The sequence below is a fragment of the Streptomyces sp. NPDC040589 genome (assembly GCF_055594445.1).
This window is the reverse complement of sequence record NZ_JBVIWP010000010.1, coordinates 1-14,132: the sequence shown is the minus strand read 5'-3', so window position 1 is coordinate 14,132 and position 14,132 is coordinate 1. Positions and strand designations below refer to the sequence as shown.

At 72.1% G+C, this 14,132-nt stretch carries 13 protein-coding genes; 11 read left to right on the top strand and 2 right to left on the bottom strand.

Translation table 11 applies throughout. The features are described 5' to 3' along the window. Nucleotides 1-94: 94 nt before the first annotated feature. Together ACZ58V_RS33405 and ACZ58V_RS33400 are read left to right on the top strand one after the other, a co-directional pair. Entirely contained in the window at nucleotides 95-682 is a 588-nt protein-coding gene (locus tag ACZ58V_RS33405) for a hypothetical protein (RefSeq protein ID WP_471294815.1), read from the top strand. 93 nt (nucleotides 683-775) lie between these two features. Continuing rightward, entirely contained in the window at nucleotides 776-1,234 is a 459-nt protein-coding gene (locus ACZ58V_RS33400; protein ID WP_471294812.1) for a PPOX class F420-dependent oxidoreductase, read from the top strand. Nucleotides 1,235-1,257: 23 nt separating this feature from the next. Here ACZ58V_RS33400 and ACZ58V_RS33395 read toward each other — a convergent pair whose 3' ends face one another. Then, nucleotides 1,258-2,211 (bottom strand): hypothetical protein, encoded by a 954-nt coding sequence (locus tag ACZ58V_RS33395; protein ID WP_471294809.1) that lies wholly within the window; start codon nucleotides 2,209-2,211, stop codon nucleotides 1,258-1,260. Between the two features lie 190 nt (nucleotides 2,212-2,401). On the opposite strand from ACZ58V_RS33395, the gene ACZ58V_RS33390 reads away from it, so the two are divergent. Genes ACZ58V_RS33390 through ACZ58V_RS33350 form a run of 9 tightly spaced genes read left to right on the top strand, consistent with a single transcriptional unit; the run spans nucleotide 2,402 to nucleotide 13,048 of the window. Further along, complete coding sequence (locus tag ACZ58V_RS33390; protein ID WP_471294807.1) at nucleotides 2,402-3,220, top strand: TIGR03084 family metal-binding protein; 819 nt, start codon at nucleotides 2,402-2,404, stop codon at nucleotides 3,218-3,220. After that, the gene (locus tag ACZ58V_RS33385) at nucleotides 3,217-4,884 is read left to right on the top strand and encodes an acyclic terpene utilization AtuA family protein (RefSeq protein WP_471294805.1); all 1,668 of its coding nucleotides are present in this window, start codon (nucleotides 3,217-3,219) and stop codon (nucleotides 4,882-4,884) included. The genes ACZ58V_RS33390 and ACZ58V_RS33385 overlap by 4 nt, the downstream gene beginning before the upstream one ends. Beyond that, complete coding sequence (locus tag ACZ58V_RS33380; RefSeq protein WP_468194174.1) at nucleotides 4,881-6,479, top strand: acyl-CoA carboxylase subunit beta; 1,599 nt, start codon at nucleotides 4,881-4,883, stop codon at nucleotides 6,477-6,479. The genes ACZ58V_RS33385 and ACZ58V_RS33380 overlap by 4 nt, the downstream gene beginning before the upstream one ends. A gap of 8 nt (nucleotides 6,480-6,487) precedes the next feature. Next, nucleotides 6,488-8,338 (top strand): acetyl/propionyl/methylcrotonyl-CoA carboxylase subunit alpha, encoded by a 1,851-nt coding sequence (locus ACZ58V_RS33375; RefSeq protein ID WP_468194600.1) that lies wholly within the window; start codon nucleotides 6,488-6,490, stop codon nucleotides 8,336-8,338. Between the two features lie 56 nt (nucleotides 8,339-8,394). Next, the gene (locus tag ACZ58V_RS33370) at nucleotides 8,395-9,522 is read left to right on the top strand and encodes an acyl-CoA dehydrogenase family protein (RefSeq protein WP_471294803.1); all 1,128 of its coding nucleotides are present in this window, start codon (nucleotides 8,395-8,397) and stop codon (nucleotides 9,520-9,522) included. Nucleotides 9,523-9,557: 35 nt separating this feature from the next. Next, nucleotides 9,558-11,126 carry a 4-coumarate--CoA ligase family protein gene (locus tag ACZ58V_RS33365; protein ID WP_471294801.1) on the top strand — a complete coding sequence of 523 codons (1,569 nt, stop codon included), beginning with the start codon at nucleotides 9,558-9,560 and terminating at the stop codon, nucleotides 11,124-11,126. Continuing rightward, a complete protein-coding gene (locus tag ACZ58V_RS33360; protein WP_471294799.1) occupies nucleotides 11,123-11,857 on the top strand; it encodes an enoyl-CoA hydratase family protein in 735 nt (244 codons plus the stop codon). Before ACZ58V_RS33365 ends, ACZ58V_RS33360 begins: the two co-directional genes overlap by 4 nt. Next, entirely contained in the window at nucleotides 11,845-12,456 is a 612-nt protein-coding gene (locus ACZ58V_RS33355) for a TetR/AcrR family transcriptional regulator (protein WP_468194183.1), read from the top strand. The genes ACZ58V_RS33360 and ACZ58V_RS33355 overlap by 13 nt, the downstream gene beginning before the upstream one ends. Before the next feature lie 34 nt (nucleotides 12,457-12,490). After that, complete coding sequence (locus tag ACZ58V_RS33350) at nucleotides 12,491-13,048, top strand: hypothetical protein (protein WP_471294796.1); 558 nt, start codon at nucleotides 12,491-12,493, stop codon at nucleotides 13,046-13,048. A 66-nt stretch (nucleotides 13,049-13,114) separates the two neighbouring features. On the opposite strand, the gene ACZ58V_RS33345 is transcribed toward ACZ58V_RS33350, so the two are convergent. Then, nucleotides 13,115-14,132, bottom strand: a 1,018-nt coding sequence (locus ACZ58V_RS33345; RefSeq protein ID WP_471294795.1) for a citrate synthase 2, incomplete at its 5' end; no start/stop codon positions are given.

Sequence of the window (14,132 nt, the reverse complement as noted above, 5' to 3'; positions counted from 1 at the left end):
CGTTCTCCACGCCCACCCCCACACCACACCCACGTCAACTCCCATGCGGGGTGAGCCTATCCGTGAGCTGCGGGGCGGCGGATAGCGTGCGGGCATGACGACGACGGGGAAACGACGGGTCCTGTACCGGCAGGGCAGCGGATTCTGGCGGATGACGGCGAAGTGGGCTCTGGTCTTCGGGGCCTTGGCCCTACTGGACGGCGGGCTGATCCGGTCGTGGGGTGACGCTCTGGTCTGGCCGTTGATCGGGGTCCTGCTGTGGCTGCCGTGCGGGGTCGGCGTCGTCTGGTACGCGAAGAAGGACCAGCGCGTCGAGCTGACGACGCGAGAGCTTCGGGTGCGGCGCAAGCGGCTGCCGATGGAGGAGGTTAACCTGCTGCACGTGGCGCGGTTGTGGCTGGAGGGGCGGTCGACCGCGGACGACCAGCCGGTGCTGGAGTGGAATCGGTTCGACCGGGTGGTGTGGGTGCCGCTGCGGGACGGCCGGGCGTTCGGCGTGGAGTTCCGCGACCCGGCCGCGTTCGCCAAGGTTTTCGGCGCCTTCGCGATCGAGGCGTGCGGCGGGCCCGACATCGTCCGCGCGAGGGCCGCGGCGGAGACCTACCCGGAGCCGCGCCCGATGCGGGCCCGCCCCGGCGGCGACGTGGGCTCCTGGCTGGACTCCCTGGACATCTTCAACTGACCGCCGTGCGCGCGACCTGCCCGGCGGGCGGCGTCACAGGCCGCTCGGCTTCGGCCATGAAATAACCACGCGGGCAACGCAGTTCACTCGTCCATGACTCAACGCCCCGGCCCCCGCCCCCTGTCCGACGAAGCCCTCTCCGACCTCCTCGGCAAGCAGCAGTTCGGCACGCTCGCCAGCGTCAAGCGCGATGGCCGGCCCCACCTGACCACCATGGTCTACAGCTGGGACCCCGAGGCTCGTATCGTGCGGTTCTCGACGACGGCCGATCGCGTCAAGGTCAAGCATCTGAGACGAGACCCGCGTGCGGCACTGCATGTGCAGGGCGGTGACGTGTGGTCGTTCGCCGTCGCGGAGGGCGAGGCCGAGGTCTCCGAGGTCACCACGGTTCCCGGCGACGCGGTCGGGCGGGAGCTGCTCGGGATGATCCCGCAGGCCGCGAAGCCGGAGAACGAGGACGCGTTCCTGGAGGAGCTGGTCGCCGAGCGCCGGGTGGTCGTCCGGCTGAAGGTGGACCGGCTGTACGGGACGGCGCTCGACATCACCGGATAGACCGGCCGGGTCCGCGATCCGCCTCAGCGCACCAGGATCCCGCCCACGGTGATCCCGTAACGCACCCGCAGCCGACGCAGCTCCCACAGCGCCACCGCCGTCACGGACACCGGGGCCCCGAGCAGGAACACCGCCCGCACCGGCCCCGGCATGCCCGCGTACGCCCCCGTGAACACGTCGATCAGAGTCATCTCCCACACCAGCGTCATCGCGAGCAGCGGCGGCATGGTCTGGTGGATGTCGGCGGTGCGGAACACGTGGACCAGGGCGAGGCCGATGCCCCAGATGACGAACGGCAGCACCCACACCAAGGTGAACACGGTCGCCACCCAAGTGACCACGGACATCACGGGGTTGGTGGCGAACCTTCCCTCGACGAAGCCGGTGAGCACGGACGCCGGGAAGACGAAGACCCCGGCCACAAGAGCCACGATCGCGCCGAACGACCGCGCCGCCCGGCGCAGCAGATCCCGGCGGGCCGAGGGGGCGGTCAGGACCAGCAGGACGCCGACGGCCACCGGGAACGTCACCGACAGCATCAGCACACTGATCCACGACTGGTCGAGGCGGTCGCTCGCGGCGTCCCCGACGGAGTCGGTGATCTTGTAGGCCACCGACACATACACGAACGCGCCGAGCCCCACGAGTGTGCGGATCTTCTGCATCCGCGCGATGAACGCGTCCTCGACGAGGTCCGGCCGGGACGGCTTGAAGACCCGGCGCGCGGTGTTAATGGGTCCGATCCGCCGCCGCAGCCGCGTGAAGGGGCCGGGAGGTGGCGCCTGCGGTGGCATCGGGTGGGGTGCGTGGGGTGTGTAGGGGTGGGGGATGTGGGGCGGATGGCCACCCTGGGGCGGGTAACCGGCGCCCGGTGGTGGGTAACCGGCGCCCGGTGGCGGATACCCGGCGCCCGGCGGCTGCGGAGGCCGGCCGTGCGGGTCGTACGGCGGCTGCCCGCCCGGATTCCAGGTGCTCATTCTGGTTTCTCCCCCGAAGTCCGACCAATGGAACGAGCGCGACTGGGAGTGTATTGATCACGCCGCCGAAGAGCACGCTTTCAGCCATCGCACATTTTCATGCAAGCATGCTTGATTGTTTCTGACCCCACTGCCATGCTCCTCAGCACGCCGCACCACCCCGCACACCGCCGTGCCCCAGGGAGCGCCCGTGTCCGATCCGATGTCCGTGATCGAGGACCTGCGCGAGGAGAGCGAGGAACTCGACCGCCTCGTGGCCGCGTTGAGCACGCCGCGCTGGGCGCTCGCCACCCCCGCCCCCGGCTGGACCGTCGCCCACCAGATCGCCCACCTCGCCTGGACCGACCGCTCGGCCCTGGTCGCCGTCACGGACGCCGACGGCTTCCGCGTCCTGGTCGAGAAGGCTCTCGCGGCACCGGGCTCCTTCGTCGACGAGGGCGCCGAGGAGGGCGCCGGACTCCCGCCCGCCGAACTGCTCGCACGGTGGCGTGAGGGCCGTACGGCGCTGGAGAAGGCGCTGCGGGCCGCCCCGCCCAAGGCGCGCTTCCCCTGGTACGGCCCACCCATGTCGGCCGCCTCCATGGCGACGGCCCGTCTTATGGAGACCTGGGCCCATGGACAGGACGTGGCCGACGCCCTAGGTGTGGTGCGCCCACCCACCGACCGGCTGCGGCATGTGGCCTGGCTCGGGGTGCGGACCCGGGACTTCGCCTACGGGGCGCACGGACTGACCCCACCCGCCGACCCCTTCCGCGTCGAACTCCGCGCACCGTCCGGCGACTTGTGGGCCTACGGCCCCGAGGACGCCCCGCAACGCGTCACCGGCCCAGCCCTCGACTTCTGCCTCCTGGTCACCCAGCGCGCCCACCGCACCGACCTCGCCCTGCGCGCCGACGGCCCCGACGCCGACCGCTGGCTCGACCTCGCCCAGGCCTTCGCCGGCCCGCCGGGCAGCGGCCGTACGCCGAACCCGAACCCGAAGCCGATGGGGGAGGGCGAGCCCAGGTGACCCTGCGCATCGGCAACGCCTCCGGCTTCTACGGCGACCGCTTCGACGCCCTGCGCGAGATGCTCACCGGCGGCGAACTCGACGTCCTCACCGGTGACTACCTCGCCGAGCTGACGATGCTGATCCTCGGCCGCGACCGGCTGAAGGACCCGGCCGCCGGATACGCGCGCACGTTCCTGCGGCAGCTGGAGGACTGCCTGGGGATCGCCCACGAGCGGGGCGTCAAGATCGTCACCAACGCCGGCGGGCTCAACCCGGCCGGACTCGCCGACGCCGTACGGCACTTGGCCGACCGGCTCGGCATCCCCGTCCGCGTCGCCCACGTCGAGGGCGAGGACCTCACCGCCCGCCACCCCGGCAGCCTCGCCGCCCACGCCTATCTCGGCGGGTTCGGCATCGCGGCGTGTCTGCGGGAGGGCGCGGACCTCGTCGTCACCGGGCGGGTGACGGACGCGGCCCTCGTCACCGGGCCCGCCGCCGCCCACTTCGGGTGGAGCGAGACGGACCACGACCGGCTCGCGGGGGCCGTCGTCGCCGGGCACGTCCTGGAGTGCGGGGCGCAGGCCACCGGCGGCAACTACGCCTTCTTCCGGGACGGCGACGTCCGCCGCCCCGGCTTCCCGCTCGCCGAGCTCCACGAGGACGGCAGCTGCGTCATCACCAAGCACCCCGGCACCGGCGGCTTCGTCGACGTCGGCACGGTCACCGCCCAATTGCTGTACGAGACGGCCGGTGCCCGGTACGCGGGGCCCGACGTCACCACCCGGCTGGACACCGTGCGGCTCGGCCAGGACGGGCCCGACCGGGTGCGGATCGACGGCGTGCGCGGGGAGGCTCCGCCGCCCACTCTCAAGGTCGGGCTCAACAAGCTCGGCGGCTTCCGCAACGAGGTCGTCTTCGTGCTCACCGGCCTCGACATCGAGGACAAAGCCGCGCTTGTGCGGGAGCAGTTGGAACCCGCCCTGGCCAAGGCCGCCGACGTGCGCTGGGAACTGGCCCGCACCGACCGGCCCGACGCTCCGAGCGAAGAGACGGCGAGCGCGCTGCTGCGGCTCGTCGTACGGGACCCGGACCAGGAGACCGTCGGGCGGGCACTGAGCGGGGCGGCCGTGGAGCTGGCGCTCGCCAGTTACCCCGGCTTCCATGTGCTGGCACCACCGGGGAAGGGCTCGCCTTATGGGGTCTTCGAGGATGTGTACGTCCCCCATGGCGGCGTCGACCATGTGGCGGTCCTCCATGACGGACGCCGGATTCCCGTGCCACCGGCCCACGACACCGCCGTACTCGACGACGTACCGGAACCGCCCCTCCCGGAGCCGCCGGCCCCCGGGCCCACCCGGCACGCCCCCCTCGGCCTCGTCGCGGGCGCCCGCAGCGGCGACAAGGGCGGCAACGCCAACGTCGGGGTGTGGGCCCGCACGGACGACGCCTGGCGGTGGCTCGCGCACGAGCTGACGACCGAACGATTCCAGCAGCTGATCCCCGAGAGCCGCGGGCTGAACGTCACCCGGCACCTCCTGCCCCGGCTCCGCGCCCTCAACTTCGTCGTCGAGGGCATCCTCGGCGCGGGCGTCGCCGCCCAGCACCGCTTCGACCCGCAGGCCAAGGCCCTCGGCGAATGGCTGCGCTCCCGCCACCTGGACATACCGGAGGCCCTGCTGTGACCGTCCTGACCTCCGCGCTCGACCCGAACAGCCCCGACCACCGGGCCAACCGCGAGGCGATGCTCGCCAAGCTGGACGAGCTGACCGCCGAGCACGCCAAGGCCCTCGCCGGCGGCGGCGAGAAGTACGTGGCGCGACACCGGAAGCGCGGCAAACTCCTCGCCCGCGAGCGCATCGAGCTGCTCCTCGACCCGGACACCCCCTTCCTGGAACTGTCCCCGCTGGCCGCCTGGGGCAGTGACTACACCGTCGGCGCGTCCCTCGTCACCGGCATCGGTGTCGTCGAGGGCGTGGAGTGCCTGATCACCGCCAACGACCCGACCGTGCGCGGGGGAGCGAGCAACCCCTGGTCGCTGAAGAAGGCCCTGCGCGCGAACGACATCGCCCTCGCCAACCGGCTGCCCTGCATCAGCCTGGTGGAGTCCGGGGGAGCCGATCTGCCGTCCCAGAAGGAGATCTTCATCCCCGGAGGTGCCATCTTCCGGGACCTGACACGGCTGTCCGCCGCGGGGATCCCGACCCTCGCGGTCGTCTTCGGCAACTCCACCGCCGGTGGCGCCTACATCCCCGGTATGTCCGACCACGTGATCATGGTCAAGGAGCGGGCGAAGGTGTTCCTCGGCGGCCCGCCGCTGGTGAAGATGGCCACGGGCGAGGAGAGTGACGACGAGTCCCTGGGCGGCGCCGAGATGCACGCGCGCGTGTCCGGCCTCGCCGACTACTTCGCCGTCGACGAGCCCGACGCGCTCCGCCAGGCCCGGCGCGTGGTCGCCCGCCTCAACCACCGCAAGGCGTACGACGATCCGGGCCCCGCCGAGCCCCCCAAGTACGCCGCCGACGAACTCCTCGGCATCGTCCCCGGCGACCTGAAGAGCCCCTTCGACCCGCGCGAGGTCATCGCCCGCATCGTCGACGCCTCCGACTTCGACGAGTTCAAGCCGCTCTACGGCACGAGCCTGACCACCGGCTGGGCCACGCTCCACGGCTATCCGGTCGGCATCCTCGCCAACGCCCAAGGGGTCCTCTTCAGCGAGGAGTCCCAGAAGGCCGCCCAGTTCATCCAGCTCGCCAACCAGCGCGACATCCCGCTGCTCTTCCTGCACAACACCACCGGCTACATGGTCGGCAAGGAGTACGAGCAGGGCGGGATCATCAAGCACGGCGCGATGATGATCAACGCGGTCAGCAACAGCCGCGTCCCCCATCTCTCCGTCCTGCTGGGCGCCTCCTACGGCGCCGGCCACTACGGCATGTGCGGACGGGCCTACGACCCCCGCTTCCTCTTCGCCTGGCCCAGCGCCAAGTCGGCCGTCATGGGCCCCCAGCAGCTCGCGGGCGTGCTGTCGATCGTCGCCCGCCAGTCCGCCGCCGCCAAGGGACAGCCGTACGACGAGGAGGCGGACGCCGCCCTGCGCGCGATGGTGGAGCAGCAGATCGAGTCCGAGTCCCTGCCGATGTTCCTGTCCGGGCGGCTGTACGACGACGGCGTCATCGACCCGCGCGACACCCGCACCGTCCTCGGCCTGTGCCTGTCGGCCATCCACACGGCGGCGTACGAGGGTGCGCGCGGTGGCTTCGGCGTCTTCCGGATGTGAGGCTGATGATGATCACTTCTGTACTGGTGGCGAACCGCGGCGAGGTCGCCTGCCGTGTCTTCCGCACCTGCCGCGAGCTGGGCATCCGTACCATCGCCGTCCACTCGGACGCGGACGAGGGTGCCCTCCACGCGCGCGTGGCCGACGCGAGCGTACGACTTCCGGGGGAGGCGCCCGCCGACACCTATCTGCGCGGCGACCTGATCGTGAAGGCAGCGGTCGCGACCGGCGCGGACGCCGTGCACCCCGGATACGGCTTCCTCTCCGAGAACGCCGACTTCGCCCGGGCCGTCCAGGACGCGGGCCTGCTCTGGATCGGCCCGCCCCCCGAGGCGATCGAGGCGATGGCGTCCAAGACCCGCGCCAAGCAGCTCATGGGCATCCAGCCCCTCACCCACGTCACCGAAGCCGACCTGCCCGTGCTGGTGAAGGCGGCGGCGGGCGGCGGCGGACGCGGCATGCGCGTCGTACGACGACTCGTGGACCTGGACGCCGAACTGGCCTCCGCACGCTCCGAAGCCGCGAGCGCCTTCGGCGACGGGGAGGTCTTCGTCGAGCCGTACGTGGAGAACGGCCGCCATGTCGAGGTCCAGATCCTCGCCGACACCCACGGCACGGTCCTGCCGCTCGGCACCCGCGACTGCTCCCTCCAGCGCCGCCACCAGAAGGTCGTCGAGGAGGCCCCGGCACCCGGACTCACCGAGGAACTCCGGCAGGAGCTGAGCACCCTCGCCGTCCGGGCCGCCCGAGCCGTCGACTACGTGGGCGCCGGCACGGTCGAGTTCCTCGTCGCCGACGGCAGGGCGCACTTCCTGGAGATGAACACCCGCCTCCAGGTCGAACACCCCGTGACGGAGGCCGTGTTCGGCCTCGACCTGGTAGCCGAACAGCTCCGGATCGCCGAGGGCCATCCCCTCGACAACGACCCTCCACGCGCGCGTGGCCACGCCGTCGAGGCCCGCCTGTACGCCGAGGACCCTTCCCGCGACTGGGCCCCGCAGACCGGCCGCCTGCACCGCCTGTCCGTACCGGAAGGCGTCCGCCTGGACACCGGCTACACCGACGGCGACGCCATCGGCGTCCACTACGACCCCATGCTCGCCAAGGTCGTGGCCCACGCCCCCACGCGCGCGGAGGCCCTCCGCAAGCTCGCCTCCGCCCTGGAACGGGCCGTGATCCACGGCCCCGTCACCAACCGCGACCTCCTCGTCAGCTCCCTGCGCCACCCCGAGTTCACCGCGGCCCGCATGGACACCGGCTTCTACGACCGCCACCTGCCGGCACTGACCGCCCCCGCCACCGACCCGCACGCCCCCCTCGCCGCGGCCCTCGCCGACGCCCACACCGGCCCCCGCTCCCGCTTCGGCGGCTGGCGCAACGTCCCTTCACAGCCGCAGATCAAGCGCTACGAGAGGGCGGGCCAGGAACACGAGGTCCACTACCGGCACACCCGCACGGGCCTGGAAGCGGACGGGGTGACCGTCGTACACGCCGACGCCGGCCTGGTCATCCTCGAAGTGGACGGCGTACGGCGAAGGTTCGAGGTGTCCCGCTACGGCGACCACCTGTACGTCAACACCACCACCCTCACAGCCCTGCCCCGCTTCCCCGACCCGGCCGCCCAGCACGCCCCGGGTTCCCTCCTGGCCCCCATGCCCGGCACGGTCGTCCGCGTAGCCGACGGCCTCACCGCAGGAACGCCGGTCAAGGCCGGAGAACCGCTCCTCTGGCTCGAAGCGATGAAGATGCAGCACAAGATCACGGCCCCGACCACAGGAACGCTGAGCGAGCTGCACGCCGTACCCGGTCAACAGGTGGAGCCGGGCGCACTCCTGGCGGTGGTGACAGAAGCCCTTTAGGAGCGCGGGGAACTGCGCGACCAGCTACGACGCTCCCGCACCCGAAGGAGGACCCCATGGACACCGAAGACCACAAGGCCCTACGAGAAGCCGTCTCCGCACTCGGCAAACGCCACGGCCGCGGATGCGACACCACACAACTCTGGTCGGAGGCAGGGAAACTCGGCTACCTGGGCGTCAACCTCCCCGAGGAGTACGGAGGCGGAGGCGGCGGCATCACCGAACTCTCCCTCGTCCTCGAAGAACTCGGCGCCGCAGGCTGTCCCCTCCTGATGATGGTGGTCTCACCAGCGATCTGCGGCACAGTGATCGCCCGCTTCGGCACAGCCGCCCAGAAACGAACCTGGCTCCCCGCCCTGGCCGACGGCTCCCGCCTCATGGCCTTCGGCATCACCGAACCCGACGCCGGCTCCAACAGCCACCGCATCACCACCACCGCCCGCCGCGACCAGGACACCGGCGACTGGATCCTCACCGGCCGCAAGGTCTTCATCTCCGGCGTCGACATCGCGGACGCGACCCTCATCGTCGGCCGCACCGAAGACGCCCGCACCGGCAGCCTCAAGCCCTGCCTGTTCATCGTCCCGCGCGACACCCCCGGGTTCGGCCGCCGCCCCATCGACATGGAACTCGACGCCACCGAGAAGCAGTTCGAGCTGACCCTCGACGACGTACGGCTGCCCGCCGACGCCCTGGTCGGCGACGAGGACGCGGGCCTGCTGCAACTCTTCGCCGGCCTCAACCCCGAGCGCATCATGACGGCCGCCTTCGCGATCGGCATGGGCCGCTACGCGCTCGCGCGAGCCGTCGAGTACGCCCGCGACCGACAGGTCTGGAAGACCCCCATCGGCGCCCACCAGGCCATCGCCCACCCCCTCGCCCAGGCGCACATCGAGCTGGAACTCGCCCGCCTGATGATGCGGAAGGCCGCCCGGCTGTACGACGCGGGCGACGACATGGGCGCCGGAGAGGCCGCCAACATGGCGAAGTACGCGGCCGGGGAGGCCTGTGTGAAGGCCGTTGACCAGGCCGTGCACACCCTCGGCGGCAACGGCCTCACCCGCGAGTACGGCCTGGCGCAGCTGATAACGGCCGCGCGCGTGGCTCGTATCGCACCGGTGAGCCGGGAGATGATTCTGAACTACGTCTCCCACCAGACTCTGGGCCTGCCCAAGTCGTACTGAGACGGCCGGCGACGGCCCGCGCGCGAGGAGGAACCATGTTCCGCAGCGAGTACGCAGACGTCCCGCTCGTCGACCTGCCCATCCACGACGCGGTCCTGGCCCGGGCCGCGGAGTTCGGCGGCATCCCGGCGCTGATCGACGGCACCGACGGCACCACCCTCTCCTACGAGCAGCTGGACCGCTTCCACCGGCGCGTCGCCGCCGGGCTCGCCGAGGCCGGGGTGCGCAAGGGCGACGTCCTCGCCCTGCACAGCCCCAACACCATCGCCTTCCCCACCGCCTTCTACGCCGCCACGCGCGCGGGTGCAACCGTCACCACCGTCCACCCGCTCGCCACCGCCCAGGAGTTCGCCAAGCAGCTGACGGACTCGGCTGCCCGCTGGATCGTCACCGTCTCACCCCTGCTCGACGTCGCCCGCCGGGCCGCCGAACTCGCGGGCGGCGTACGCGAGATCTTCGTGTGCGACAGCGCCTCCGGCCACCGGTCCCTGATCGACATGCTGGCCTCCGCCGCCCCCGAGCCGCGGATCGGCATCGACCCCGCCGAGGACGTGGCGGCCCTCCCGTACTCCTCCGGGACCACCGGCACCCCCAAGGGCGTGCTGCTCACCCACCGGCAGATCGCCACCAACCTCGCCCAGCTCGACGGGGCGATACCCGCGGGCCCCGGCGACCGCATCCTCGCCGTCCTGCCGTTCTTCCACATCTACGGCCTCACGGCCCTGATGAACGCGCCCCTCAGAAAGGGCGCCACCGTCGTCGTCCTGCCCCGCTTCGACCTGGAACAGTTCCTGGCGGCCATCCAGAACCACCGCATCACCGGCCTCTACGTGGCCCCGCCGATCGTCCTGGCCCTCGCCAAGCACCCGGCCGTCGCGCGGTACGACCTGTCGTCCCTGAAGTACATCCTCAGCGCCGCCGCACCCCTGGACGCGCGCCTCGCCGCCGCCTGCTCCGAGCGGCTCGGCCTGCCGCCCGTCGGCCAGGCCTACGGCATGACGGAACTGTCGCCCGGCACCCACGTCGTCCCCCTGGACGCGATGCGCGACGCCCCGCCCGGAACCGTCGGCAAGCTCATCGCCGGCACCGAGATGCGCGTCGTCTCCCTGGACGACCCCGGCAAGGACCTCCCCGCCGGCGAGTCCGGCGAGATCCTCATCCGCGGCCCCCAGGTCATGAAGGGCTGCCTCGGCCGCCCCGATGCCACCGCCGCGATGATCGACCCCGACGGCTGGCTGCACACCGGAGACGTCGGCCACGTGGACGACGAGGGCTGGCTCTTCGTCGTCGACCGCGTCAAGGAACTGATCAAGTACAAGGGCTTCCAGGTGGCCCCCGCCGAACTGGAGGCCCTCCTCCTCACCCACCCGGGCATCGCCGACGCCGCCGTCATCGGCAGGTACAACGACGACGGCAACGAGGTCCCGCACGCGTACGTGGTCCGCCAGCCGTCCGCCGCCGGCCTCTCGGAGGCGGAGGTCATGATGTTCGTCGCCGAACGCGTCGCCCCCTACAAACGGATCCGGCACGTCACCTTCATCGTCGGCGTCCCCCGCGCGGCCTCCGGCAAGATCCTCCGCCGACAGCTCAGGGAGAGCGCATGAGCCTCGTGACGCGCACGCGCGCGCGTGCGGTCGAGACCGTCACCCTCGACTCACCCCACAACCGCAACGCCCTGTCGGCGGCCCTGGTCGGCGAACTCGCCGACGCGCTCACGGACGCCGGCAAGGACACCGACGTCCGCGCGATCGTCCTCACCCACACCGGCAACACGTTCAGCGCCGGCGCCGACCTCAAGGACCCGCCACCCCCGGACGCCCTGGTCGGCCTGCTGCGGCAGATCATCGAACTGCCCAAGCCGGTCGTCGCCCGCGTCACCGGCCACGTCCGCGCGGGCGGCCTCGGCCTGCTGGCCGCGTGCGACATCGCGGCCGCCTCCACCGACGCCACCTTCGCCTTCACGGAGGTCCGCATCGGCGTCGCCCCCGCGGTCATCTCCCTGCCCCTGCTCCCGCGCACGGACCCGCGCGCCCTGGCCCGCTACTACCTCACGGGCGAACGCTTCGACGCGGCGGAGGCACAGCGCACCGGCCTGCTCACCACACACGCCGACGACGCCGACACGGCTCTGGCCCCCCTCCTGGACGGCCTGCGCAAATCCGCCCCCGACGCCCTGACCGAGACGAAACGGCTGCTCACGGCTAGGGTGCTGGAAACCTTCGACCGGGACGCGGCCGACCTGACCGCGCTCTCGGCCCGGCTGTTCTCCTCCCCGCAGGCCCGCGAGGGGATGACGGCCTTCCTCGAACGACGGGATGCGGCATGGGTGGTGTGAGCACGGTCGACCGTGCGGAGCGGGTCCCCAAGCAGGACCGCAGCCGGGCCACCCGGCAGCGGCTCCTGGAAGCCGCCGTGGCCTGCCTCGCCGAACACGGCTGGGCCGGCTCCACGGTGTCGGTCGTCGCCGAACGCGCGGGCGTCTCCCGCGGCGCCGCCCAGCACCACTTCCCGACCCGCGAGGACCTCTTCACGGCGGCCGTCGAGTACGTCGCCGAAGAACGCTCGACGGCCCTGCGCGCCCTGTTCCCCGAGGGCGCGTCCGGAGACCGCCACGCGGTCGTCGCCGCCCTGGTCGACCTCTACACGGGCCCCCTCTTCCGCGCCGCCCTCCACCTCTGGGTCGCCGCCTCCAACGAGGACCAGCTCCGCCCCCGCGTCACCGAACTCGAATCCCGCGTAGGCCGCGAGACCCACCGCATAGCGGTCGACCTCCTCGCCGCCGACGAATCCGCCCCCGGCGTCCGCGAAACGGTCCAGGGCCTCCTCGACATGGCCCGAGGCCTCGGCCTCGCCAACCTCCTCACCGACGACACATCCCGCCGGGAGCGGGTGGTGGCGCAGTGGGCGGGGTTGCTGGAGGAGACGCTGGGCTGAGGGGGCTGTCAGTGGCGGGGGCTACGGTTCCGGCATGGGTGACCGCTTCCAGACGATCGTCGACCTCGACGCGACCGCGACCGAAGCCGAACCGCTCGCCCGCCGGGTGCTGGACTGGCTCGCGGCGGAGGGCTTCGTCCTCGCCGAGCGCACCAAGTGCGTCCCCGGACAGCCCCTCGGGCATCCCCCCGGCCCCCACTGGGAACGGGCCGTGACCGACGACTGGGACTTCGAACCCTGGGACGGTCTCGCCGTCCACACCCGCCGTACGGGCTTCACCAGCGGCGCCGACATGCCGGGCGCGGCCGTCTGCCCGCACTGCGCCTCGGCCACGCCGCTGGACGACGAGACGGGGGCACGCTTCTTCACCGCCATGCGGACCTGGCACGACACCGGCGCAGCGTCCGTCGACTGCCCCGCCTGCACCGCGACCGTCGCCGTCCCGGACTGGTCCTGGGACGAGGCGCCCCTGGCCTTCGGCCACCTCGGCTTCGAGTTCTGGAACTGGCCCGACCTTGCCGAGGACTTCCGCACCCGTCTCGCCGGGCTGCTGGACGGCCACCGTACGGCGTACGTCTGGGGAAGTATCTGAGGAAGCGGCCGGTGCGGCCATCGCGCGGTGCTGACAGCACCGCGCGATGGCCGTCGATGACTTGGATCAGTGGGCGATGTCCCCGTAGCCCTCGATCTCGCGGGGGTCGCGGGTGCCCGGGCCGACGTAGCGGGCCGAGGGGCGGACCAGGCGGCCCGTGCGCTTCTGCTCGAGGATGTGGGCGGACCAGCCGGCCGTGCGGGCGCAGGTGAACATCGACGTGAACATGTGCGCCGGGACCTCGGCGAAGTCCAGGACGATGGCCGCCCAGAACTCGACGTTCGTCGCCAGGACGCGGTCGGGGCGGCGGGCGTGGAGTTCCGCGAGGGCCGCCTTCTCCAGGGCCTCGGCGACCTCGAAGCGGGGGGCGCCGAGTTCGCGGGCGGTGCGGCGCAGGACCCGGGCACGGGGGTCCTCGGCGCGGTAGACACGGTGGCCGAAGCCCATGAGGCGCTCGCCCTTGTCGAGCGCGTTCCTCACATAGGCCTCGGCGTCGCCCGTGCGTTCGATCTCCTCGATCATGCCGAGGACCCGGGAGGGGGCGCCGCCGTGCAGCGGGCCGGACATGGCCCCCACGGCGCCGGAGAGGGCCGCCGCCACGTCCGCGCCCGTGGACGCGATCACGCGGGCCGTGAACGTGGACGCGTTCATGCCGTGCTCGGCCGCGCTCGTCCAGTACGCGTCCACCGCCGCCACGTGTTTGGGGTCCGGCTCGCCGCGCCAGCGGATCATGAAGCGTTCGACGACGGACTGGGCCTTGTCGATCTCGCGCTGCGGGACCATGGGCAGGCCCTGGCCGCGGGCCGACTGGGCGACGTAGGAGAGGGCCATGACGGCGGCGCGGGCCAGGTCGGCGCGGGCCTGCTCCTCGTCGATGTCGAGGAGCGGCTTGAGTCCCCAGACCGGGGCCAGCATGGCCAGGGCCGACTGGACGTCGACGCGGATGTCACCGGAGTGGACCGGGATGGGGAACGGCTCGGCGGGCGGCAGGCCGGGGTTGAAGGCGCCGTCGACGAGCAGGCCCCAGACGTTGCCGAAGGAGACATGCCCGACGAGGTCCTCGATGTCGACGCCCCGGTACCGG